At 40.7% G+C, this 23,077-nt stretch carries 20 protein-coding genes; 12 read left to right on the top strand and 8 right to left on the bottom strand.

What is annotated here, in order from left to right; genetic code table 11:
* Positions 1-143 precede the first annotated feature (143 nt).
* On the bottom strand, positions 144-1,217 hold the full coding sequence (xerA, locus tag Q0993_RS17915; protein WP_299535681.1) for a site-specific tyrosine recombinase/integron integrase: 1,074 nt from the start codon (positions 1,215-1,217) through the stop codon (positions 144-146).
* Positions 1,218-1,335: 118 nt separating this feature from the next.
* Here xerA and Q0993_RS17920 point away from each other — a divergent pair, with 118 nt between their 5' ends.
* Complete coding sequence (locus Q0993_RS17920) at positions 1,336-1,710, top strand: hypothetical protein (RefSeq protein WP_299535682.1); 375 nt, start codon at positions 1,336-1,338, stop codon at positions 1,708-1,710.
* Positions 1,711-2,379: 669 nt separating this feature from the next.
* Here the strand turns inward: Q0993_RS17920 and Q0993_RS17925 are convergent.
* The 7 genes from Q0993_RS17925 to Q0993_RS17955 form a co-directional block, all read right to left on the bottom strand.
* Positions 2,380-3,012 (bottom strand): GTP cyclohydrolase, encoded by a 633-nt coding sequence (locus tag Q0993_RS17925; protein WP_299535683.1) that lies wholly within the window; start codon positions 3,010-3,012, stop codon positions 2,380-2,382.
* Positions 3,013-3,140: 128 nt separating this feature from the next.
* Positions 3,141-5,531 carry a TonB-dependent receptor gene (locus Q0993_RS17930; RefSeq protein ID WP_299535684.1) on the bottom strand — a complete coding sequence of 797 codons (2,391 nt, stop codon included), beginning with the start codon at positions 5,529-5,531 and terminating at the stop codon, positions 3,141-3,143.
* A gap of 620 nt (positions 5,532-6,151) precedes the next feature.
* The gene (locus tag Q0993_RS17935; RefSeq protein WP_299535685.1) at positions 6,152-6,826 is read right to left on the bottom strand and encodes a CPBP family intramembrane glutamic endopeptidase; all 675 of its coding nucleotides are present in this window, start codon (positions 6,824-6,826) and stop codon (positions 6,152-6,154) included.
* 114 nt (positions 6,827-6,940) lie between these two features.
* Complete coding sequence (locus Q0993_RS17940; RefSeq protein WP_299535686.1) at positions 6,941-7,768, bottom strand: LytTR family DNA-binding domain-containing protein; 828 nt, start codon at positions 7,766-7,768, stop codon at positions 6,941-6,943.
* 302 nt (positions 7,769-8,070) lie between these two features.
* Positions 8,071-8,913 (bottom strand): NmrA family NAD(P)-binding protein, encoded by an 843-nt coding sequence (locus Q0993_RS17945; protein ID WP_299535689.1) that lies wholly within the window; start codon positions 8,911-8,913, stop codon positions 8,071-8,073.
* A gap of 32 nt (positions 8,914-8,945) precedes the next feature.
* Positions 8,946-9,452 (bottom strand): DUF1772 domain-containing protein, encoded by a 507-nt coding sequence (locus Q0993_RS17950; protein ID WP_299535691.1) that lies wholly within the window; start codon positions 9,450-9,452, stop codon positions 8,946-8,948.
* Between the two features lie 101 nt (positions 9,453-9,553).
* Positions 9,554-10,543, bottom strand: coding sequence for an AraC family transcriptional regulator (locus Q0993_RS17955; protein ID WP_299535692.1), 990 nt, complete (start codon positions 10,541-10,543; stop codon positions 9,554-9,556).
* A 296-nt stretch (positions 10,544-10,839) separates the two neighbouring features.
* Between Q0993_RS17955 and Q0993_RS17960 the strand changes: the two genes are divergently transcribed.
* The 11 genes from Q0993_RS17960 (at position 10,840) to Q0993_RS18010 (ending at position 23,062) form a co-directional block, all read left to right on the top strand.
* A complete protein-coding gene (locus tag Q0993_RS17960) occupies positions 10,840-11,232 on the top strand; it encodes a hypothetical protein (protein ID WP_299535693.1) in 393 nt (130 codons plus the stop codon).
* Between the two features lie 134 nt (positions 11,233-11,366).
* Positions 11,367-12,419: a sensor histidine kinase gene (locus Q0993_RS17965; RefSeq protein ID WP_299535695.1), complete on the top strand. Its 1,053-nt coding sequence runs from the start codon at positions 11,367-11,369 to the stop codon at positions 12,417-12,419.
* Entirely contained in the window at positions 12,400-13,161 is a 762-nt protein-coding gene (locus tag Q0993_RS17970) for a LytTR family DNA-binding domain-containing protein (protein WP_299535697.1), read from the top strand. The genes Q0993_RS17965 and Q0993_RS17970 overlap by 20 nt, the downstream gene beginning before the upstream one ends.
* Before the next feature lie 221 nt (positions 13,162-13,382).
* A complete protein-coding gene (locus Q0993_RS17975) occupies positions 13,383-14,408 on the top strand; it encodes a trypsin-like peptidase domain-containing protein (protein ID WP_299535700.1) in 1,026 nt (341 codons plus the stop codon).
* Between the two features lie 139 nt (positions 14,409-14,547).
* Positions 14,548-15,168 (top strand): DUF6515 family protein, encoded by a 621-nt coding sequence (locus Q0993_RS17980; RefSeq protein ID WP_299535702.1) that lies wholly within the window; start codon positions 14,548-14,550, stop codon positions 15,166-15,168.
* A gap of 20 nt (positions 15,169-15,188) precedes the next feature.
* Positions 15,189-15,923 (top strand): hypothetical protein, encoded by a 735-nt coding sequence (locus Q0993_RS17985; protein ID WP_299535704.1) that lies wholly within the window; start codon positions 15,189-15,191, stop codon positions 15,921-15,923.
* 276 nt (positions 15,924-16,199) lie between these two features.
* The gene (locus tag Q0993_RS17990) at positions 16,200-16,334 is read left to right on the top strand and encodes a hypothetical protein (protein ID WP_299535707.1); all 135 of its coding nucleotides are present in this window, start codon (positions 16,200-16,202) and stop codon (positions 16,332-16,334) included.
* Between the two features lie 20 nt (positions 16,335-16,354).
* Positions 16,355-17,014: a hypothetical protein gene (locus Q0993_RS17995; protein ID WP_299535710.1), complete on the top strand. Its 660-nt coding sequence runs from the start codon at positions 16,355-16,357 to the stop codon at positions 17,012-17,014.
* A gap of 454 nt (positions 17,015-17,468) precedes the next feature.
* The gene (locus Q0993_RS18000; protein WP_299535713.1) at positions 17,469-20,369 is read left to right on the top strand and encodes a hypothetical protein; all 2,901 of its coding nucleotides are present in this window, start codon (positions 17,469-17,471) and stop codon (positions 20,367-20,369) included.
* Positions 20,370-20,379: 10 nt separating this feature from the next.
* Complete coding sequence (locus Q0993_RS18005) at positions 20,380-21,450, top strand: transporter substrate-binding domain-containing protein (RefSeq protein ID WP_299535715.1); 1,071 nt, start codon at positions 20,380-20,382, stop codon at positions 21,448-21,450.
* Positions 21,451-21,607: 157 nt separating this feature from the next.
* The gene (locus tag Q0993_RS18010; protein WP_299535717.1) at positions 21,608-23,062 is read left to right on the top strand and encodes an MFS transporter; all 1,455 of its coding nucleotides are present in this window, start codon (positions 21,608-21,610) and stop codon (positions 23,060-23,062) included.
* Positions 23,063-23,077: the final 15 nt, after the last annotated feature.

Below are 23,077 nucleotides of genomic sequence, written 5' to 3' on the forward strand. Positions count from 1 at the left end.
GTCTGTTTTAGTCTGTCCATCGCAGTTTATCAGGACAAGTAATAGAATTAAATAACTGAAAATAGTTTTTCTCATTTTGTTTTTTGTATTGTTTACAACAATTGTATATAGTAACAAGTTACTATATTCCTATTTTAGAAATACTAATCTAAGGGATTTTTAATGTCTTTGAAAGTGTGGGTCGCTACATGGGTGTATATCTCCGTTGTCTTACTTGAACCATGTCCGAGGAGCACTTGAATTTGCCTTAGGTCAACACCCGATTCCAGTAGGTGTGTGGCAAAACTATGCCGAAGAACATGTGGTGTAACTGTTTGTCTTATACCTGCTTTAACCGCTGCTCGTTTAACTATGTTTAATACACTTTCTGCCCCATATTTAGATGCCTTCCTTCCTTCAAATAGATATTCTTGCGGTTTCCATTTTATAAAATAAATACGCAAGTCTTTCAAAGTAGATTTGGACAATAGTGTTTGCCTATCCTTTTTTCCTTTGCCACCTCTAACCATGACCAACATTCTCTTGCTATCTATATCACCTATTTTTAGGTTTAGAAGTTCACTTCGACGAAGACCAGCACTATATAGCAGTTGCACAATACATTTGTGTTTTATATTGTTCGTGTTTTCTATTATAGAAAGTACTTCTTCCTTTGATATCACTTGAGGAAGTTTTGATTCTTTTCTTGGTCGTTCAATTTCATAGAAACGATTTGGCATACCTAAAACAACCTCGTAGTAAAACTTAATGGCGTTTATTGCTTGATTTAAGTATGAATTAGAAACCTTCCGTTGTACAAGTGTTTGGAGGAATCTTCTGATATCACTTTCGTTAATTGCACTCAACTCTTTTCCCTTATAGTAGTTTATAAACATTTCAAAAAATGAAACATAAGTTCTGACTGTGCTATTGGCATATCTTTTTAATTCCAATTTTAATAGATATTCTTCGGGGCAGACTCTGTATTCAGGAGTAGTTTTTCTCTTTCTATACCATTCTATATCAACGGCTTCATTTTTGGTGTTTAGCGGTTTATTGGTCAAAAATCGATTGTAATTTATCCAAACAACACCTTTGAATGTGTTGAAAATTACCCCAAGATTTTCCTTCGTATTGACAATGTAGGCCATGTTATACTCTTTGCTCCACTTTGGATTGGGCAGCCCTTTGATCAGTCCTTGAATAAGCTTATCAGGAGAGAACTTAATTCCTATCATCTTTTGATTCCTTATCATAAGATGATATAGAGTTATGGATTTGAGTGAATTCATATGACAAGTTTACCTATGTTTTGAAGATTTAGCGGTATATTAAGTCTATAATATGCGTTTACAAATGAATAATCTCAGAACCTGTCCGGTATGTGGTACAACTGTAAAGGGTAGATCCGATAAGAAATACTGTTGTAAAAAGTGTAAATCCATTGATCAATATGAGAATCGGCAGAAATCCGAGGGGTTTTATATCAGAGTTGATAGACAATTGAAAATTAATCGAAAGATTTTAAAAAGATATAATAAATCGGGTTACTCGGTTATTAGAAAGAATGAACTATTGGAGGAAGGTTTCAACCCGAAGTTTTTCACACATTATTGGAAGAACAAAAAAGAAGATATCTACTTATTTGTTTATGAGTTCGGATTTCTGAGTAAGAAAGATGGAGATAAGGAAAAATATGTTTTGGTCACTTGGCAGGACTATATGAACTAATCTATTTTTTTCATAAATTCACAAAGCAAAAGACACATAAAATTTGCATTAATTTGTACTATTATGAATCGAGTTTAGAGTTCGGTTAATCATTTAAAAACCGACTCTTAAAAACTTGAAAGTTAACATGTTGTGATGATATATTTAGTTCTGTCATCCCGACAAGTAGATGCCCGACTTCGTAGAGGTCGGGCGTTTTTCGTTTCGGTGAGAGCCAAGTAAAGCTTAAGCGATGCCGGCAAGCGAAAAACCAACTAAGAGTTGACCGCATTTGGCGTTTATGGGCAAGCAACGCAATGTCCCAAGAAAATCCTAACATCTTAATGCACCCTTTGTTATCAAAAAAATGATAACTAACGGAATTTCAAAAATTTGTTTTTTGATTTCCTTTAGTTTAAAATATGCACGGATTATGTAACCCGCAGCTTTAGAAAATCGGTTGTAGTAGATTCTTGGAAAATGGAGGCGGTGAATTCTGGGTACAGTAGTTTTGGAAGTAAAATCTGGTTTTAAAGGCTGTGGTTCCTAAAAAAAAAAACGGTATTTGGTTTGAAATGGGTTTCTTCGAAAGTTTTGCAGAGAGAATCCTAAAATACGCTTTTGGCACAATAAAAAATCTCCCACCCAGTCCGAAGAAGACCATAGTGGGAGATTAATCTCAAAAATCACTTATTCAATATTCAAGACAAACGTCAAGTCAAAATCAGTATCGCCATCCTCGGAAGTAGACGTTGCTGTTTTAACATCTGGTTGATGCTGCAAGTTTATTGTAAAACTAGCACCACTTTGGGCATCACCAGTTGTCCATTCCGTCACCAGACCTACAGGATTACCGGAACCATCTTGAGCGTCGGAATCCTCGTCCATATAATTAATGGGATCAGCAGCATTGCTTGCTCCAATATTGCCGTCGCCGGTTGGGTCTGAAAACGCTCCATCCGTAAATGCAAAGAAAAATTGGTGTTCGTCATCTTCCTCAGCAATTTCGTCTCCAATATCTTCGTCGGGATCGGGTAAATCGTTTAAAATCTCCAAAGTTAAGGTGTAGGTAGTATTGGCAGCAAGGGTAATCTCATCGTTTACCATTAAATCTGCAATACCTTCCCCATCTGGATCTTCAGCAGTGGCCCTAACTGTGGTACCACCACCCGTCGGGGTAAATACCAATGTTACATCCGTAAATACTTCAGGGATGTTTTCTTCCGGTGGATTGTCGTCATCATCACTACAACTAACTACCAAAATAGCTGCGAATAATAAGGTTAAAAACCTTAAATTTTTAAGTGTTTCAATCGCTTTCATTCTTCTTTTTTTAAGGGGTTAAACGTTCTAATTATTCTTGGTGTAAAAAATATGTATAAAGGTACTCTTCAAATAGGATAATTCAAGGCGATCTGCCAGTTTTGGCCTTATTGGCTATGAAGTTTTGCTTAATCATTAGTTTTCCTTGGCTTAAATTGATAATTCAATGAAAGAATCAGGTTTCTACCGGGCTCATCGGCAAAATATCTCAAATCGTTGAGGTAACTTCTATAGCTCGTGTTCAATACATTCTGGACCGCAATACTTCCGGACAAGTTCTTAAACCCAAAACTCCAGGACAAGTCCAATAAAAAATAGCCTTCCGGAGGATCTAGGACATCAAAGATTTCAGAATCGAGAGTAACCGTTTCAGAACCGTCCACTATAGCCTGTATGGGTATAGTCCGGGGCGCTTGGAATTGTTCGAACGTATAACTTGACCTAAGTTTTACTATGGATGATGATAAACCTAAAAACGTACCTTGGTCCCACTGAATGGACAAACTCGTGGAAATGGGCGGTTGATTGATCAAGGGCTCATCATCGCCAATGTTCCTTGTCCACAAATAACTCAAACCCAGGTCTGTGGAGATACTCGTGGTCCAACGGGTTCTCCAGTTATAATCCGCTCCAAGAAATAAGGCATCGGCCTGATCAAAAATAAACGCCAAGGAAGGACCCCGAACTGTGGTCGTTACATTTATTGGCCGATCAAAAATGTAGTTTTCGATGTAATTGGAGTACACCGTTAGTACGTGCTCATTATCATTTTTGTTGATTCTAAACTCATTGATAAATTTATAACCACGTTCAGGCTGTACCTCACTTTCGTCAAAGCGGGCCACATTATCCGTAGAAATCTCACCGTTATTTTCCTCATAGCGCAGTAGTCCATAGATCAATCGCCAGCGATTTTGGCCAAAACTGAATAACTCAAAAGGATTGGCGGTTCGCCAAGCGGTACCTAAATTAGTCCGGAAAGAACCATCGGTAAATTCTCTCACATAACCCACGGAAGCGGTTAGATTCGTAAAACTAAACTCGTCTCTAAATAGATCATTGTTTGGTTCACGTCCCCGAACATTGTTCGATTCAAAATCCAAGCGAAGACCGGCCTCAAAAGTGTTTCGGTCTTTCTCCATTTTTTCGACAATAAAAGTGCTAAATCGCTCAATATTGTAATTGGGAACAATAGGGGAATTAAGTGTTCCAGGGTTGTTGTCATTGTTTTGACTGAAGTATTGTATGCCCAACAACCCTTTTAAGCCATTCCAAGAAGGGTGTGTCCATTCCAATTGATAATCATTGGTTACCAAATCAAGATCAACAATGGGCAAATCGGCATTACGGCGCACATCGAATTCCTGTCTTTTGTTCAATTGAAAGCCACCGATAAAAGTAAGTTTCCCGGCATCGGAATATCGCCAGTCCACCTGAGCTTTCGCCAGGTGATGCTGTGTTACCTGATTAGGCTCCCTTATGTCTCGCGATAAGGGATCAATAATTACGGGTTCATCCGCATTGATTGACCGGATAAACGCTTCTGGGCTGGTCAAAAACGATGTGCGTAATATGGCCAAATTTTGATCTAAAAAACTGTAGCGAACACTAACGTCCCAATTTTTATGATGGTGTAACAAACCTGCACCAAGGGCTGTCTCCTCCTTTCCGGAATTGGTCAGGTTATAATCTGGAGCTGTTCGATCACCAATCTGTGTAAAACTTCCATTGAGATAATAACTCCAATTCTCAGAACCACTTCCCAACTCCAAATTCGTGTTAAATCCTTGTCCATTCGTTTCTCCACTTACCCCTAAATCCGTGTAAAAAGGGGTGTTCAGATCTAAGGCGGTCGATTCGACCAGGATGGCACCTCCTAAAGCTTCAGAGCCGTAGCGCACCCCGGTAGCACCTTTTATAAGCGTTATTCTACTAGCACTGGTAATATCGATCTCCGGAGCATGTTCCTCACCCCAGTTTTGAAAACCATGTTTTAGACCATTGTTAAGAACTATGATTCTATTCCCGGACAGCCCATGGATTATCGGTAACTGTATATTGTTACCTACGGAGGCAAAAGTTACGCCCTGTACACTTGATAATGCCGAACCCAAAGATTGTGTAGGGATGCTTTTGATTTCGGCTTGGTCCAAGACCACTTGTGAAATACTTTCCGTACCTACTTCTTTTAGCCTTTCCGCCTCCACCGTTACCTCCTCCAAACCCGTAATCTTTTGGATCAGATAAAATGTGGCATTGGAATCGTTTTCATGGTCTTGGGTCAAATCTGCGTAGCCTATGGAGGATATAAATAACGTATTGCTTTTTGAACACAGGCCATCGATTGTAAAATTGCCTTCGGCATCCGTACTGGTGAATTTTGCCGTACCGTTAACTTTAACCGCAGCATAGGGTATGGGTTCGTCGGTCTTGGCATCCAATACCTTGCCCTTTATTGAAAATGAGCACGGTTCGGATTGTGCATTTATGGAAAAGCAACCGAGCGAAAATAAGGACACCGCAAATAGTTTCCTTGGATTGCCTAAAGCTGCTAAAGAAAGAAGACTATTCTTATCCGTTACTATTTTTAAGGATACGCTTTGGACTCGTCCATACAGTAGGGTAATCCAAGAAACGGGACGTTCGTAGGTACATTCAGTACATTGAACAAAAAAGAATGGTATTGAACGAAATAAGATATTTCGGGGCGCCAAAACTTAAATATAATTTGCGGTTAAATTGCTCAGATGAACAATGTTTTAATTTAAATTAATTCTAAACAACTAATTTAAGCTGCAAATATATACCGGATTTTTCTAAATGCAACTCAATTGCATTTATATTTTCACTTCATTTTGGTGTCCTTGGTTCAATCGGGCAAAACGGCGACTTCTATTATGGAAATGTCAATGCTCCGGATTAATTTAAAATTATGATGCACGCCAATAAAGCGCAGCAATCGCAGTAATGGCAAGCTCGTATTGGGCCATAAACCGAAAAGAGCTTATACGGTCTTGTACAATACCCTTAAATTGATTTATGAGGGGTTGGATACCTATTTTCTTTGCAATTATCATAAAAGAGAAACGAAGGCCAATACCTCCGTTTCTCTTTTATATTTAGGATTAAATCCCTGCATCTACATCCATCCATTATAGATTGTAAGCAATCCTAACGTATCAAAAAAACCGTGTACGGCTATATTAAACCACAGGTCATATTTTCTAAACTGAAAAATAACGGCCAAAAACAACCCTATAATCCCCGTAATTAATTGTCCGGTTACGCCCTGGTAGCTATGCATCATACCGAAAAGGACGGCAAAAATTAAAATGTTTAGAATCACGCTGATTTTGCCTTCACCAAAGATCCTTGAAAATTGGCGCATAAAATAACCTCTCCAAATAATCTCTTCCCCAAATGCTGCCGATATCCAGATGAATACCAATGCTACTAGGGCATAAGGCAAGTTTCCTTGAAGGTCGTTAAAAGTGGAAAAATTGATAGTAGAACCTGTAAGTCGACTAATACTTGGAATAAGAATAAAATAATACAGCAGATACAGGCCTGCTGCCGCCAAAGGGGCCAAGACTAAAATATTTCTTTTTTTTAGTCCATTTCTGCGAAAACCTAGGGACTTAAGGCCATTCTTCTTGAATTGTACAAAACTTGCAATTATGATGATTAAAGCGGCAAGAATAGTCCCAAAATAGTCCAGGCCCAAGGGTAGAAGCCAAATGGCAAAACACAGGCCGATAGTAATTGCGGGTAATAAAATTTTGAATAGGTCAGTGCGTAAAATTGTTGTTGTCATCTCAATATCTTTTTTTGTTTGGATCGAAATAACAACACAATTCAAATTGAATCTATTGAATATCAATGCTTTTTACTGAATGGTAGTATAATACGTACTGAATGGTAGAACAATTTAAGAATGTTTGTTCCGTAGCCATTCCTCGAATGCCTTCTTTTTATATCTACTTATGGTAATTTGTAAATAATCCAAACCAGAAGAACCTGGTTCCAGCACGGCCAGTAGCTTTCCATTTTCAATAATCTTGGTGTTGCTTATGGATTGAAAATGAACAATAGTCTGCCGATTTGCCCTAAAAAATAGGGACTCTGGTAATTTCTCTTCAAGTTCGTTCAAAGTAGGATCGGCGGCCAAAGTGGTACCGTTGGTCCTTGTAATATAGGTTATTTTGTTTTCGCTGTAAGCGTAGGCTATTTCATTATATCCAACAAAAATGGTTTTCTCACCTCTCTTGAGCGGAATTTTCCCGGTCAAGGTTACTAATTTATGTAGCTTATAAACATCTTTGGCAAAAAAAATAGCAATGCCAATACTACTCAGAAGTAATGTTATGGACAGACCGGATAATAAATGATAAAAACTAAACGCTGCCCCTTTAAGCCAAATTACTATCAGATAAACTGGGATGTATCCTATGGCAATATAGACCAAAGTGGATAAAAGAAAGTTTATAAGATTCTGTGCGGTTACGCTCTCTTTGAAATATGTCCTTTTGTAGAAGTTAAAGTTGAAATCCGCTATTAGTAAGACTAGGGTTCCTAAAATGATCGAAACGATAGTGGTAAACAAGGGAAAGTTATAGGAACTGGAAAATGGGAAATTGCGACTCTCCGATAAATGATTGGCCACCAAGGAGACTAGAATGAGAACCAATCCCGTTTTTATTCTTGAGCCTATCTTAGGGAGACCAATAAAAGTCTTATTGGGCCAATGGTTTTTCATTTTTGGAAACGGGTAAAACAGACATAGTTTTAAAGGGGCTCGCCAAAGCGTCGCCCGTAAAATGACATAAATCTATCAACATATTTGCGCTTCACCAACAAAACTGTATCTAGAATTTGGGGGCAAGACACATAAAAGGGCTTTTAGGGGCCAAAAGGTTATATAGGTTCGCTACTTCAAGTTTATTGGGGATTAGATCGATTCACATTAAAACGTGGACAAGGGCCGCTGACTTAATGGAAAGCAGGTCCATAAAAAACAAAGATTAAGGCTGCCCATTGGGGTGGGCAGCCCTGTAAACCCTAAATGGTCTGAGGAAGTGACTGGTTCCAGACACCGCTCTCCACTGTCTTTTCCACATACCCCTTAAAGTCCGTAGCTTTTCGGCCCAATACCCGTTCCATATCATGGGATACGTCTTGATTTTCCGGATTTCCCAATACCTCTTTAAACAAGTAGCCAAAAAGCCAAACATAGGAGTCGGACAGACCGGCGGCTTTCATTCCCGCTTTAAATTCCTCCAGGGAAATAGGTTGGTAATGGATTTCCTTACCAATTCCTTTCGCTATAGTTTCCACCACTTCCTTAAAGGTGATTTTTCTAGGGCCGGTGACCGTAATGGTCTCGGCATTATAGGAATCATCCAGTAATACGTGGGTCACTATCTCGGCAATATCATCCGCATCCACGAAGGGAATCTCAGCCTCTGGCATGGGCAGTGCCAAATGTCCGGCCAATATGGAATCGAGAAAAGCACCTTCGCTAAAATTTTGATTGAACCAAGAAGCTCTGACCAAGGTATAATTGAGACCGGAATTCGCTACAATCTGTTCACAGGCCTCTGCCTCTGTCTCTCCTTTTCCCGAAAGAAGGACTACTTTTTCAAGTCCTGCCTTAAGGGCCGCTTCGGTCAATGCACCAATCGCCTCCCTTGCCCCTGCAACCGCCAGATCAGGATAGTATACGATGTAGGCCCTGTCCATTCCCTGAAGAACTGGTGCATAGGTGGAATGATCGTCCCAGTTAAATGCAGGGACATTGTTTCTAGAGGCGACCCTTACATGATGTCCTTGTTGGGTCAACCCTTCTACGACTCGGCGACCGGTCTTACCGGTACCTCCGATTACTACGATGTTTTGCTTCATTTTATTTTGATTTTAGATTAAACGTGTTGTTATTATCTGACTGTTTTCACATGGGCGAACAGGGCCAGTACCGCTAAGACAAACGAGAGTACGGCACAAAGGGTGCGTATGCTATGTAGTCTATTCCAGTTCTGTTCATAGAACGCACGGAATTCCGCAATTTTGGTACTACTCAATTCGGTGATCTTAAGGACATCCAATTGATTGTTGAGCGGAACATTCCCAAGCCCCGTAACCCCAACGGTCCCTACCAAATAGCAAATGGAAGAAGCCAAGATCAACCAGAAAGCGGTGGTATTCAGGTTAAATTCATAGATACTTGCAATACTTAAAAAAACTAGGCTCCCAAAAAAAACAAAGTAGAAGGCTGGATTGAGAATGGCCCGGTTAATGGACTGCATTGTTGTTAGATAATTGGAGTGACCCAAATTTTGGGTACCGGGAATTACGGAAACCGACCAGGCATAAAACAGACCGGCTGAAAGTCCGGTTAGGACAACGGCTCCGATTAGGACAAAAGATTTAATAGATAGCTCCATGATTCGTAGTTATTAATTATGAAGCAAAACTAGCGGGGACTAGGAGGCCATGCTTGACACTTTAAGCCAAAGTTTTGACAGTTTAGGCCAAGGGGAGATTATTAGGAGATTTTTCGAAATTCGGTAGGGGAGTGGCCTGTCCATCGTTTAAAGGCACGATTAAATGCACTCTGTTCGGAGAAACCGGTTTCAAATGCGATTTCGGCGATACTTCTATTGGAATTTTTGAGGAGGTTTTTGGCCAGTTCTTTCTGTGTTTTTTTGATCAGATCACGATAGGTTACCCCATTTTCCGAGAGCCTTCGGGTGAGTGTCCGGTTGCTCATACCAATATGATCGCAAATTTGTAGGATACTTGGAATTCCACTGGGAAGGGCATCCCTAATCAACGATTCCACGTCCGAAGACAATTTGCCGATACTTACCTGAAGTCCGTTGGTCTCTTCCTCCACCCGTTCTACCAAAAATTGGTTGATGCTCGCGTCTGCCTTGGCGGTCCGTGTCTCAAGGTCGGATGTGCTGTAGGTAATGGAGTAAGAAGGCTGATTGAATAAAACTGGACATCGAAAAGCCTTTTGATAGCTGCTCATATCTTTTGGGGCATTATGCTTAAAAGTCACCTGTATAGGAACCATATCGGTTTCGGTCATGGCCTGAAGAACAACTACCGTTGCCGATAAAGTAGCTTCATTGGACAGTTCCAGACCCCTTCGATGGGGTTCTCTATGCAGGTAGATATGCGATCGATCCGCATTTTTCTCCACGGTGAAAACATAGGTGTTGGAAAGTAGCTTAAAATAGCGCTCGCTTCTTTCAAAAATTTCCCCTGCCCAGGAACAGGTTCTCCAGGAAAGACCCAATACCCCGTAGTCTTCTATTTTCATTTCTTGCCCGACCCGGACCGAGAATCCAGGACCTAATTTTTCATCAAGGATTTCATGCAATTCAAAGAATTGTTCGGCAGGTACGGCCTTTATTTGGTCTATGGAGTCGATCGGGGTGGGTAGATTCTTAAAAGCATCCCTATGCATGCCCTCATCAATGGCATGATGAATCACTTTTTTATAGAGACTTATCGAAATGTAATTCATGTAGGGATATAAAGTTGAAGTAACCCTGTGTAGGTAAGATACGAACAATTGGCGAACCCTTGGACCGTATCATACCCTAACTTATCATCTTTGTTCGGTACATTATTTTTTACCATAGCCTTTTAGGGTTGTGGGCCATAAGTAGTGGCAATTCAAACTTCAATAGGATACAAAGAATGCTTTACTCTTAATTTGGGTCATTTCACTTTCCCATTTCGTCGCTTCATGTTAAACAACAGAAAACTGCCAGTGCTTCTTATCTAGTTTTGTCCAAGAAATTAAAAACCATTAAAAACATGAAAACGTTTAGCACAATTTTTATCACAGGTACGATTATCGGTTCTATTATGATTATGGGAAACGAACCGGATTTTAATAGGGGCCTATCTGAGGTTGACCCATCTTTTGAGCTCACTGAGGTGAACGCCACGGAAGAGGACATTTTCGATTCTGAACTTGATATAGATTTTGATAAGTTGTTCCCTCCGGAACCAGAAATGGAACTATCGCTCGATCAGATAGAATATCTTGAGTTGGATGAAGAAATCCAATTGGATTTTAGTGCGGAGATGAACGAACCGGAGTTCCATATCAATTATGATCAATTGTTTCCTGTGGAAGACGAAATCATATTGACCTTGGATGAAATTGAGTACCTCGAAATTGAAGATGAGGAAATCCTGCTTTAAGCAGAAGCGTAGAGAAACGGATAGCTCCGAACTAGGAACAAAGACCTTTTAAAGCCTTTAACTTCAAATTAAAGGCTTTTGTCCATTCAAGAACTTAATAAACTATGCCTATATTTATTAAAAGATCCTTTCCCATGCGTCCAAATTCTGGAATTGGTACCCTACATTTACTTAAAGTTTCCTTGCTCGTCACTTTTTTGGTGATACTTCCTCGCGCTGTTGGGTATTTAAATGTAATCGAATTTGGGTCCCGGTATTTTTCCGGGGCGCCCCTATCGGATTTAGTTCTGAGGATAATCGTGTTTTTTTTGTTTTCCTGGATCGTTTTGGAACTTAACGTAAATGGACAACGCTTTTTTCCCCAAGTCCCGAAGACCTATAGGATTCTTGGCATTTATGTAGTTAATGTTGTCCTGGTGTTTGCGGCTTCGGAAGTTTTCAGGTTCGTACACCCCAAGGTTACCCAAATAGGGTTGGAAGAAAACGCGCCTAAATTTTTGGAAGCCATCTTTTTTGCATTGGCGCTAATTCTCATCCTCATATCGAGTATCCTCCGGTTACAGAAGACAAGACAGGATAAAATGCTCGAAAATGCCGAATTGCGGGAACATAATATACAGAAGGAGCTTTCTGCCCTAAAAAATCAGATCAATCCCCATTTTCTATTCAATTCCCTAAACTCCCTTAGCGCCTTGGTACGGGAAAACAAGAAAGCCTCGTCTTTTGTCAAAAACCTTTCATTTTTGTACCGCTATATTTTGCAGAGTGGAGACCTTGATTTGGTTACGGTCAAAGAGGAACTGCGATTTCTACGAAGTTATTTGGACCTTATAGGGGTCCGTTACGGAACTAAAATAAAACACGATATAAAAATTGAAGAATTGGCCCTTACAAGGCAAATCCCACCTTTGGCCCTACAATTATTGGTGGAAAATGGAATAAAGCACAATGAAATATCTGAGAAACATCCTCTGGAAATCAAAGTGTATTCAACTAAAAACGCCTTGGTGGTCGAAAATAGGATAAGGCCTAGAAAGTCTTTTGTGCAAAGCAACGGCATTGGGCTTTCCAACTTGGACAGGCGTTATAAATTACTAATGGGAAAAAATATTTCCATTCGACAAAAGGAAGGCAACTTCATAGTAGAACTCCCAATTATTAAAGTAAATGAAAGTAGTAATCGTTGAAGATGAAATAGCGGCAAGTGAAAATCTGATTTTTTTATTGAAAGAATTAGAACCCAACCTGGAATTGCTTCAAGTCCTGGACACTGTGGATGCAGCAGTGGCTTATTTTTCGACTACAACGGATGCCCAATTGGTGTTTATGGACATTCATTTGGCAGATGGGATTTCTTTCGAAATTTTTGAGCGGGTCTCCATAACGGTCCCCATCATCTTTACGACCGCATATGATCAATACGCCCTAAAGGCCTTCAAAGTCAATAGCATTGATTACTTGTTGAAACCTATCATGGAGGAAGAACTGGAGGCAGCTTTGGACAAATTTAAACAACGGAGTAGCACTACCACTATCCATACGGGCCAGGTTGATGCCATTTTGAGTCTAATGCGGTCCCAAAGTGTTAATTACAAGACGACCTATTTGGTTCATCACAAGGATGAAATGGTTCCTATTAAAACCAAGGATATTGCATTTTTTTATATTGATATGGGTGTGGTGAAAGCTGTGACCTATGCCAATAAACCATATGCTATTGAAAAAAAATTGGAAGATATTGAAGCCGAACTAGATCCGGCCTATTTTAAAAGGGTCAACAGGCAATACGTAGTGCAAAAAGAAGCCATTGCCAATTTGAAATATTACTTTAACGGCAAACTTATTTTGCAGACAAACCCCCCGGCAAAGGAACGGATCGTAATAAGTAAGGCCAAGGCTACGGAATTCAAATCTTGGGTAAACCGTTAACAGCGTATTGCCGAATGATGTGAGATTCCGAAAAATACTTTCTTTTGCAATGAAAATCGAGCAGTTCCAATGACTGATGCTGTTTGGATAGCGTATTAAGGGAAACCCTGAAGATTTTAGGCAAGAGACTTGGAAGTTCGGGATAAAAAAAGAAATAAGGGGTATTTTAGATTATGGAAAACTGCCCAAAATAGGTATAAGAAAGGAATAAATTTTTTGGTATGGGAAGGTTCTTTGTATTGATCATTTTTTTTATAGGTTATGAGGCCCAATCGCAAAATTTGGCCCAGCTTTATGAGAGGGTAAGTTCTTCCGTTGTGGTAATAAATGTGGAGAGTGTGGCACCGGAAGGAGAAGGGATTTCCTTTCAACTTTCAATGGTCGGCTCACAAGGATCAGGTGTCCTGGTAAGGGATGATGGTCTAATTTGGACGGCTGCACATGTTATCCAATCGGCAGAAAGGATTACCGTGGATTTTTTGGATGGGGATAGTTATCCCGCGGAGGTTGTAGCATCCAGTCCTTTGGCGGACGTTGCTGCTATAAAAGTCTCGGATCAATTTCAATTGAAGGAAAAGAAAGTAGCGGTACTAGGCAATTCCGATGAGGCACGGATTGGGGAGGATGTTTTTGTAATTGGCGCTCCGCATGGGTTTAAGCAATCCCTGACCTGTGGAATTTTGAGTGGTCGTTATGTACCCGATAAATTAAGCAACGACTTTGAACAGGTTGAGTTTTTACAAACCGATGCGGCCATAAACCCCGGAAATTCTGGTGGACCGCTATTTAACATGAAAGGGGAGGTCATAGGGGTTGCCAGTAGCATCTACACTACTTCTGGTGGATTTGATGGAATAGGCTTTGTCGCCCCGTCCAATAGTGCCCAAAAGCTTTTGAAGGATACCAATAGTCCGTGGACGGGTATGGAAACCCTTTTATTGACCCCGGAATTGGCGGGAGTATTGAATGTTCCCCAAAAATCCGGTTTATTGGTGGTTGTAGTATCCTCCAAGGGGTCGGCCAGTAAATTGGGTCTTCAAGGCGGTTACATTCCGGCCACCATCAATGACACCGAGTTATTACTTGGAGGTGATATCATTTTAGAGGTGGCGGGAATTAAGTTTGAAGACAAAAACTCCAGGTCATTGATCAAACAAAAACTTACGGAATTTAAGAAAGGCGATTTAATACCCATTGTTATTCTGAGGAATGGCCAAATAGGTTCGGCCCAATTTCAAAAGCAGTAACAGTTCACTTTCCACTTGGGAAGTTTCATTCCCTAAAATCGTCGTTTCACTCTAAAACTCGTGATAAGGCCGCAAAGCCTAAACTACTTTTGTGCAAGGAAAATAAAGGAATTTTCCGCAATGCATAAAACTAGAAATCATGAGAACAAGAATTTTATCAACAGTATTTGCCCTATCCACTTTTACACTCCTTTCTGAAAATGTGGAGGCCCAAAGCAGGTCATCCAAGAATCAAAAAGGGAAAATTGAAAGGAATATGAGCCATAAGGGCCACAGCTACAGAACTAAACCCATAGGGAGAAAACCATATTATAGATATCCTAGACATCGGCGTTATGTTAGAACCCTGCCTTATGGACATAGGAGATTCTATTTTGGAGGACTACAGTATTACTTCCATGCCGGGATTTATTATACGTCGTATGGGGATTCCTATGTAGTCGTACTTCCTCCCCCCGGGTTTAGAATTGCCGTACTTCCAGTCGGGTATGTTAGGGTAATGGTAGGGCCAAGTATATATTATTATCATTCCGGGATATACTACACGGAAATTGAGAGCCGCAATGACCAGGAGAACTATGAGGTGGCCGAACCACCGGTCGGCGGAATTATTGAAGCGCTTCCCGAGGAGGCTGAAAAAGTAGAGATCGATGGAAAAGTTCTATACGACCACAACGGAACATTATATAAAGAAATTCAGCAAAAGGGAGGGAAGATAGGGTATGAAATCGTCTATGTCTCCAATGAAACCGAAGCATAATCCTTTTAAATAAAAATGAAATGAGAACCAAGATTACACTATCGATTTTTGTAGCAATGTTCGGTCTTTTACTACAAGGTCAAAACGCAAAAGAAGCCATTCAAAACACAAAACAAGTTGCTGAAGGAAAAAAGAGTCTGCAGCGTGATATGCAAGAGCTGGAAGCTTTTAAGGTCAAGACCACTGCTTTGAATACGGCGTTTGAGGAGCGAAACACCGAGAAGTCAAATGAACTAAAAGCAAGCATTATCCAGGATATGGTCCGGGAAGTAGGGCAAAGTGGGGAAAAGGCAAAAAAGGCCCGTATGGAAATTGCCCAAAGTTCATCCGAGGTACGTTCCGAGAGAAGGGAAATAAGGAGGGATAGGGAAGATTCTGACCGGGGCAGATATGACAGAAGGGATGATGAGCGGGATTTGGCTAGGGATAAGGCCAATGCCCGGGATGATCGCAGGGACAGAAGGGATGATATCGGTGATTTTCAAAAGCAGATAGATCGGGCCGAACGGCAAGCCGCCATTCTGGAAAAACTCCGGACGTATAATTTTGGGTTTGAAGCCCTGGCTATGGAAAAGGCCCTGGCCCATAAAGCCCTGGTAACCGAGTTTAAGGATATTTTGCTAGATGATATTGCGGCTACCAAGCGGGAATTGGGCGAAGATGTTAGGGAAAGTCGTGAGGATCGAAGGGAAAGAAGGGACGACCGCAATGAACGCAACGAACTCGATTCAAGAAGGAAATGGGGAAGAGGTTAATACATAAAACGGGTACTATTCAGAAAACGGCCTTGTACTGCAACAAGGCCGTTTTTCTTGGTGGCGTTCTAAAAAAATATGGGGGTTTCCCTGAAATTACTTTGTCCCAAGATACTCGTATTCGTTAGAAGCGGGTAACCTTGAATTTTTGATGGATAGTACCTCGCAATCGGTTAAGGTCACTTCAACAGGGAATTAGGTCGTTTCGGTTATGTATTGCCCATTTTCAGAGGGTATCCAAAGTATTTTTGGTCTAGAAACTAAAATCAAAACAAGATGAAGTCAATTAGAAAACATTTGGAAATTCGATGGAATGCAAATTCAGGTCAGGAGTTTACCCTCCAAAAACAACATCAAGAATTCAACCTGCAGTATGCAGAAGACGGGGAAGAAATATTTTTATTCATTTAATAACGATAAATCCAAAGGCAATGAAAAATTTGAAAGCAATTTTAGGGATATTGGCACTTGGCACTGTATTGTTCGGTTGTTCTACGGTAAAAGTATCCGATTCATGGGAGGGAATCGATTCGGCCGATATTAAAAATAAGAACGTTTTGGTAGTCCACAAGTCCGGGAACACAGAGGTAAGGAAACGATTTGAGAAGGATATGGTGGACCAACTTAGGGATAAAGGTTATGATGCTCGGGAAAGTATGGTGAAATACCCGGATTTTGATCCAATGAAGGAAGGTAATAAGGCAGAAATGAAGAAATTAGGGAATTCTTTGGTAAAAGATGGTTATGAGATAGTGGTTCTAACCCTATTGAAGGACATTGAAGAGTATACCAAGACAGTAACTTCCGGTACCACCTATACAATAAACACCTTTCCGGTTTACCATCCTAGGAGGGGATACCACAGAAGTTTTTATATAGGTATTGGAAATATTCAGGTTGACGGAGCCCCGTATGAATCCACGACCTCGACACATAAAAAGTATATTTTGGAAACCTTGGTCTATGATTTGACCATGACCGAAAATGAACAATTAATAACGATTATTACATCGGAAATTGATAATCCTGCGAGCTTGGGCACTACTTCCAACGATTTTGCCAAGCAAATGGTCAAGGCAATGAGCAAATAGAGGGCAGCGCATAAATTGTTAAGAAAAGGGGAATGGATCGGTCCATTTCCCTTTTTGTCATTTTTTAATGCCTGTATGCAGAATATCGTACAACTGCCCGAAGTCCAACAGATTTCTTCTTGCCCTTTATGTTTTTTTACTGGACCAATCCATCTAGGGATTTGAAAATAGAAGAAACTAAAGAACTCTTGGCGTAAAAAATGTTCACCGGCACTAATTTTCAAAAACTTACGCAGCCTCTTTTTTGGCATTCCACAAAAATGGAAGCATGGTTTTACATTTCAATCTAATTGAAGGTCCCTCTAGATTCTTATGGCAGCCAAACCATGTGAAATTTTTCATTCGAATAGCGCCTATTTTCCTTACAAAGTGATATTAGAAGGGGGTTGGTCTTGCTTACAACAAAGAAACAAGTCACCGGCTTTTTTTATCTTTAAGAATCCGACCTTTTGCCATGCGATTCAAAATCTTCGTCCTCTGTTGCCTTTTTTTCCTTCTGGCAGGACTTTCGTATGGACAAAAGTTTAAATATGCTTACTATCATGGAGAGGGGGTTCCCTTTAAAAATGTACACCAGACCATACAGGATCACCAGGGTTATGTCTGGTTGGCAACAGACCAGGGGTTGTTTAGGTTTGATGGCAATACCTTTGAGGATTTCAATACTACCTTGAGAAGTAAGACCATTAGGTCTTTTTTTTCGTGGGATACAAACGATTTGCTTTTCACCAATGACACAGGAATACATAAGGTTTTCTTTGTCAATGGACGACCAAAAATCGAGTCTTTTAAACCAAACACCACCCTTCATTATCCCACACAGCTTTTTAGGGACAGTCAAAACAGATTATGGATAGGCCAAATGAACGGCTCCATAATGATGTTTTCAGGGAATACGGATACGGGTAAACCCTTTGATTTGGTGTCACGGGAAAAAACCCCCAGGATGGTCTTTGGAGAGGATAAATTTGGTACTATTTGGGTATTGATGCCGGGTCATGGCCTCTTCTACTTTAATGAATCCACCCAAAAATTTATTTCCCTTAAAAACTATGGCTCCAGTAATGACCTTCTTATAAGAGGTGATATTATTTGGATAGCTGGGGAAAATTTGGAAAAACTTAAGGTTGACCATAACCGGAATGTCACCCACAAGGAGGCATTTATCATGGAAGAGAAATTGAAGCATATTGCAGTAAATGATAAGGGTGTTTTATTCCTAAGTTCGGCTTCAGCCATCTATACATTTCAAAGCCAGGGAAATCGAACCAAGCTATCCAAGGTTTTTGGTGCGAATGACCCACACCGTGTGGAGGAACTATCTTTTGGAACTATAAATCAATTGCAATTCACAAAGGATGAGACTGAACTTGATGATGTAATTTGGGTAAGCTCGGACAAAGGTCTTGCCTTATTGTGGTCCAGTTTTTTTCAGAGTGTTTCAGGCTTAGGTCATGACAACATCAGGGCCATAAACCCATCCCGGGAAGGCCCTGTTGTAATCTCACAAGGGGCCGTTTCTTGGATAAATAGTGAAGGCGTCGCCACGAGTTTTCAAAAAGAGGATAATCTCAATGATATTGTGGGTATCGGCTCATTAAACGATAGGATTTGGTATGGCTCGGCGGAGGGCAAGGTGTTTCAATATCAGGGACATCAACTGAAGAGAACGTATGATTTGAGCGATCGCGGAAGTGGTGTATTTTTTATTTTGGCGGACCATACCGGAGACATATGGTTTTGCCAGGCGGCCTCGAATCAACCAATAATAGGGGCGGCAAAAATCGATTCAAAGGGGAATGTCATTGCATACGGCAAGGACAAAGGTTTTGAGACCCGCATATTGGTATTTCGAGAAGGGGGCAAGAACGAATTGTATGCGGCTGGCATTGGTCCGGAATCTTATCTCTATAAATATGATCGATTGTCCGACCGTTTTCAAAATAAAAGTTTGCCATTTCCATTTAAGGTCAGTAGTAATTTTGAGGTCCATGATATGGCCGTGGACCGTTTGGGCCTTGTTTGGCTCGCTACAACGGACGGACTTTTAAAATATGATACAGAAACCATTCGGAAAGTAAACCTTGGCGCATTCACCGACAGTGAAATACGATCAATAACCGATATGCCCAATGGCGCTCTTTGGCTCGCTACCGATACCAATGGACTCATACATTTGGATGCCAAGGGCAACCATGTAGTTTTTGATGAAACAAGTGGAACACCATCCAAGATTTCTTCCTATCGTTGTATGGTGCTCTATGAAAATTTACGGCTTTGGGTAGGCACACCAGAGGGGATTGTCTACTCCTCTCAGATAAATCCGGAACCTTACCAAACAAAGACTCCAATTATAAAAAAGGCTTCGGTAAACAGTAATGTTGTTGATAGACAGAACACCATAAAGCTAAGGGAATCCCAAAAAGTAGCACTTACCATGGCTACCCTTACTTTCCCAAGCGTGGATGTGCGATACCAATTTAAGGTCTTCAAAAGTGAAATGGCCCAAGAGGATGTTGAAGATGTCCCATGGTCGAATGCCCAAACCTCGGAGCTTACCTTGAATGAGTTGGAAAGTGGAAACTATAAGGTATTGGTTCGGGGTCAAAAAGCCGGAGGGTTTGGATGGAGTGCAGCCGTAGCTATGGATATTGAGGTATCCCAAAAATGGTATAGCACATGGTGGGGGATGTTACTATTGGCGGCTTTAGGGTTCTTTTTCTTTTGGTTTTTTGCAAGGCGTTGGTTATTGAAGCGGGTAGAGGGATTACAAGCCTCGCTACATCAAAAACAAAAGGAGCTTGAACAAAAAGAGGCTGAATTGGTGGAACAGAGCGGGGCCCTCCTTCAAAAAAAGAACCAACTAAAAAGTGCAGGGATCAATATATATCTACTTCACAAGCTAATTCGGCAGATTCCAGGGGATTCCGATTGGAAAGTAATTCTGCCTATACTGAACAAATTGGTAGAACTTCCCACAGGAATTGATGTATTTGAGCTTGCTTTTAAGGAGGGAGAGGTTATCCGATTTAAGGGTTACCAAAGGGAAAATCATGAAATGATCAAGAGAGAGGAAGCATTTGATGAAAAAAGCAACTTACCCAGTTATGTCACGTGTACAGGGAAACTTCTTTTAATTGATGATTTCAATAGGGAAGCTGAAGAACACATAAGTAAAAAAGATAGTATGGGATATCTTTCAAGAATGTATATGCCCTTTGAACAAAAAGTGGGAGGTACGGCAATTTTTTGTGTTTATTCCAAGGAAAAAAATGCGTTTTCCCAACAGGCAAGTGCTTTGTTGGGAATTCTTGTTCGGTTTTTGTCAATAAACGCAAGTGATGGACTCAACTAAAATACATAGAATGCCTTCGATATCATTTTTGCTTGCAACTCTTCTTACAAGTATTGTGGGTAGCGCCAATACATATAGGGATACCCTGCTAGTAGGCATTTATCAGGACCCCCCCTTTGTAGTAAGGGAATCGGGAGGCTATACTGGAGTTTCAATTGATCTTTGGGAGCATATTGCATCTGAAATGGATATGGCTTACAAATATGTTGAGTTCAGCGATGCCATAGGCATTATTCGCTCCTTGGACTATAATGAACTTGATGTTTCAATCAATCCTCTTAGTAACAGTCCAAGTCGGATTGAGCGATTTCAGGTTAGCCAACCCTTCTATATTTCCAGTGTGGGCATTGCCACCACAGTGAGTAGTCAAAGTCAGTTTCGGATTTTTATCAATAATTTCTTTTCTCGGGATTTTCTGAATATAATACTCCTCTTGTTCGCCATTTTATTGACCTTTGGAACCATTCTGTGGTTCGCTGAACGAAGGACCAACAAATACCAGTTTAGGCCGGGTATCAGGGGTTTGTTTGACGGTCTTTGGTGGGCCGCGGTGACCATGACCACGGTAGGCTATGGGGACAAGGCACCAAAAACCCATTTGGGAAAGACCATTGCCATTATTTGGATGTTTACGGCTATCATTATTATATCAGGATTTACGGCTACTATAGCCTCAACACTAACGGTAAACACCCTTGAAGCTGATATCAATGGACTGGAAGACCTCCAAGGGGCAAAGAAAATTGGTGTAGTGGGTGCTTCCGATGCGGAATTCTTTGCGCAGCAACAAGATTTGCAGCCATCACAAGTCTATAGAACCCCATCACAGGCACTAAGGGCTTTATCGCGAAAGGAAATTGAGGTTTTGGTTTCCGATAAAACGACCATTGAGTACCTTATTAAAACGAACAATATGGGAAATCATGTAAGGTTACTTCCACTGACTTTTCAGAAACAGTATAGAAGTTTCATCATGCCCAAGACCCAACCGTTTTTTAATGAGGTGAACAAACAACTCATTATCCAAATTCAATCGGTATCGTGGAATGAATCGCTGAAAAAATATGGGTTAGAGGAATAAAGTTTCTATATTATATTCTGAAATACTGAAACATCCGAATTTGATAAGCAGTATACCCCAGGCACGGATAGACCTTAAAATGCCTATAGGGCAAACCCGATTATCATCAAGAGAGCGGGAGAAATACGAAAAAGATAACCAACTAAACCAACCAATTATGTCAGCATCAATAACTACAAACGCCCCAAAAGTGCCTTTTGGCCAAAAAATAGCCTTTGGAATCGGTATGCTTGCCAACCAGATGTTTCCTGCTATTCTTGGCATATTTATGGTAGTCTTGGTCCAAGATCTTGGATTTCCTGGTTGGATGTGGGGTATCCTGTTTTTCCTTCCAAGAGTTTTCGATTCTATAACGGACCCTATAATGGGCTTTATATCGGATAACACAAAATCCAAATGGGGTAGGCGTAGGCACTATGTTTTTTTGGGAGCCGTGATTATGGGCATTTCATTTGTTACGATGTGGCAATTGTATCGTGAAAATGGGCTGGATTATAATTTTACCTATTTTCTCCTATGGTCGTTTGTCTTTTATTTGGGGTTGACCATTTTCAGTGTCCCTTACGTAGCCATGGGCTATGAAATGAGTAATGATTTCCATGAGCGTACGGATATTATGGCCATTGCACAATGGATCGGCCAATGGGCCTGGGTCATCGCACCGTGGTTTTGGGTATTTATGTATGACCAGGGATGGTTTGCTTCCGCGGAAGCGGCTACAAGGGAACTTGCCATTTGGGTGGGTATCATATGTATGATTTTTGCCATGGTGCCGGCTATTTTTATCAAAAGTGAATCTACTCTTGGTGCAGATTACGCACCCCTGAACATAAGAACGATCGGAGGTAGTTTAAAGAAGATTATCGATGGTTTTAAGGAAGCCTTCAAGTCAAGACCTTTCCGGCAATTGTGTATTGCTACCTTCTTTATTTACAATACGTTCTATACCATTGCAAGCTTTTCGTTTTTTATAGTGGTGTACTATTTATTCGGTGGAGACGCGGGTGCGGCCGGTATGTGGCCCACATTGTTTGGTAGCGTGGGTGCCCTGGCCACCACCTTTATCGTAATTCCAATAATAACGGCCATGTCCAAGAAAATGGGGAAAAAGAAAGCGTTTATTATTTCACAGGCCATTTCCATCCTTGGATATATAATGTTGTGGTTTCTCTTTATACCAGGCAAACCGTATATGTTTTTGTTCGCCCTGCCTTTTTTCTCTTTTGGTATCGGAAGTCTGTTTACGCTGATGATGTCCATGACCGCCGATGTCATTGATTTGGATGAACTCAACACCGGGGAACGGCGAGAAGGTGTTTTTGGGGCTATTTATTGGTGGATGGTAAAATTCGGTTTTGCCATAGCAGGTTTACTAACGGGCACCATAATGTCAGTAGTAGGTTTTAATCCAGATGCCGCTACACAGCCAGAGGGAGCCATTTTTGGTCTAAGGGCCTTTTATTCCGGATTTCCGATCATCGGTACCTTAATCGCCATTTACGTTATGCGCAATTATGATATCACTGAAGAAAGGGCCAATGAAATCAGTGCGGAATTGGAAAAACGCAAAAATGAGGAAGGCAAAGAAGCCACATTCCCATTAAAAAGCTAAAATTCCTTTCCTTAA

Origin of the sequence: Ulvibacterium sp. (assembly GCF_028285715.1) — a bacterium.
In the GTDB taxonomy this organism is placed as follows: Bacteria; Bacteroidota; Bacteroidia; order Flavobacteriales; family Flavobacteriaceae; genus Ulvibacterium.

What these genes read in the sequence shown, in the direction of transcription:
- Q0993_RS17975 (WP_299535700.1), top strand. Translation starts at nt 13,383, where the DNA reads ATGGGAAGGTTCTTTGTATTGATCATTTTTTTTATAGGTTATGAGGCC.
- Q0993_RS17965 (WP_299535695.1), top strand. Translation starts at nt 11,367, where the DNA reads ATGCGTCCAAATTCTGGAATTGGTACCCTACATTTACTTAAAGTTTCC.
- Q0993_RS17985 (WP_299535704.1), top strand. Translation starts at nt 15,189, where the DNA reads ATGAGAACCAAGATTACACTATCGATTTTTGTAGCAATGTTCGGTCTT.
- Q0993_RS17955 (WP_299535692.1), bottom strand. Translation starts at nt 10,543, where the DNA reads ATGAATTACATTTCGATAAGTCTCTATAAAAAAGTGATTCATCATGCC.
- xerA (WP_299535681.1), bottom strand. Translation starts at nt 1,217, where the DNA reads ATGATAGGAATTAAGTTCTCTCCTGATAAGCTTATTCAAGGACTGATC.
- Q0993_RS17945 (WP_299535689.1), bottom strand. Translation starts at nt 8,913, where the DNA reads ATGAAGCAAAACATCGTAGTAATCGGAGGTACCGGTAAGACCGGTCGC.
- Q0993_RS17935 (WP_299535685.1), bottom strand. Translation starts at nt 6,826, where the DNA reads ATGACAACAACAATTTTACGCACTGACCTATTCAAAATTTTATTACCC.
- Q0993_RS17950 (WP_299535691.1), bottom strand. Translation starts at nt 9,452, where the DNA reads ATGGAGCTATCTATTAAATCTTTTGTCCTAATCGGAGCCGTTGTCCTA.
- Q0993_RS17970 (WP_299535697.1), top strand. Translation starts at nt 12,400, where the DNA reads ATGAAAGTAGTAATCGTTGAAGATGAAATAGCGGCAAGTGAAAATCTG.
- Q0993_RS18000 (WP_299535713.1), top strand. Translation starts at nt 17,469, where the DNA reads ATGCGATTCAAAATCTTCGTCCTCTGTTGCCTTTTTTTCCTTCTGGCA.
- Q0993_RS18010 (WP_299535717.1), top strand. Translation starts at nt 21,608, where the DNA reads ATGTCAGCATCAATAACTACAAACGCCCCAAAAGTGCCTTTTGGCCAA.
- Q0993_RS17940 (WP_299535686.1), bottom strand. Translation starts at nt 7,768, where the DNA reads ATGAAAAACCATTGGCCCAATAAGACTTTTATTGGTCTCCCTAAGATA.
- Q0993_RS18005 (WP_299535715.1), top strand. Translation starts at nt 20,380, where the DNA reads ATGCCTTCGATATCATTTTTGCTTGCAACTCTTCTTACAAGTATTGTG.
- Q0993_RS17960 (WP_299535693.1), top strand. Translation starts at nt 10,840, where the DNA reads ATGAAAACGTTTAGCACAATTTTTATCACAGGTACGATTATCGGTTCT.
- Q0993_RS17925 (WP_299535683.1), bottom strand. Translation starts at nt 3,012, where the DNA reads ATGAAAGCGATTGAAACACTTAAAAATTTAAGGTTTTTAACCTTATTA.
- Q0993_RS17990 (WP_299535707.1), top strand. Translation starts at nt 16,200, where the DNA reads ATGAAGTCAATTAGAAAACATTTGGAAATTCGATGGAATGCAAATTCA.
- Q0993_RS17995 (WP_299535710.1), top strand. Translation starts at nt 16,355, where the DNA reads ATGAAAAATTTGAAAGCAATTTTAGGGATATTGGCACTTGGCACTGTA.
- Q0993_RS17980 (WP_299535702.1), top strand. Translation starts at nt 14,548, where the DNA reads ATGAGAACAAGAATTTTATCAACAGTATTTGCCCTATCCACTTTTACA.
- Q0993_RS17920 (WP_299535682.1), top strand. Translation starts at nt 1,336, where the DNA reads ATGAATAATCTCAGAACCTGTCCGGTATGTGGTACAACTGTAAAGGGT.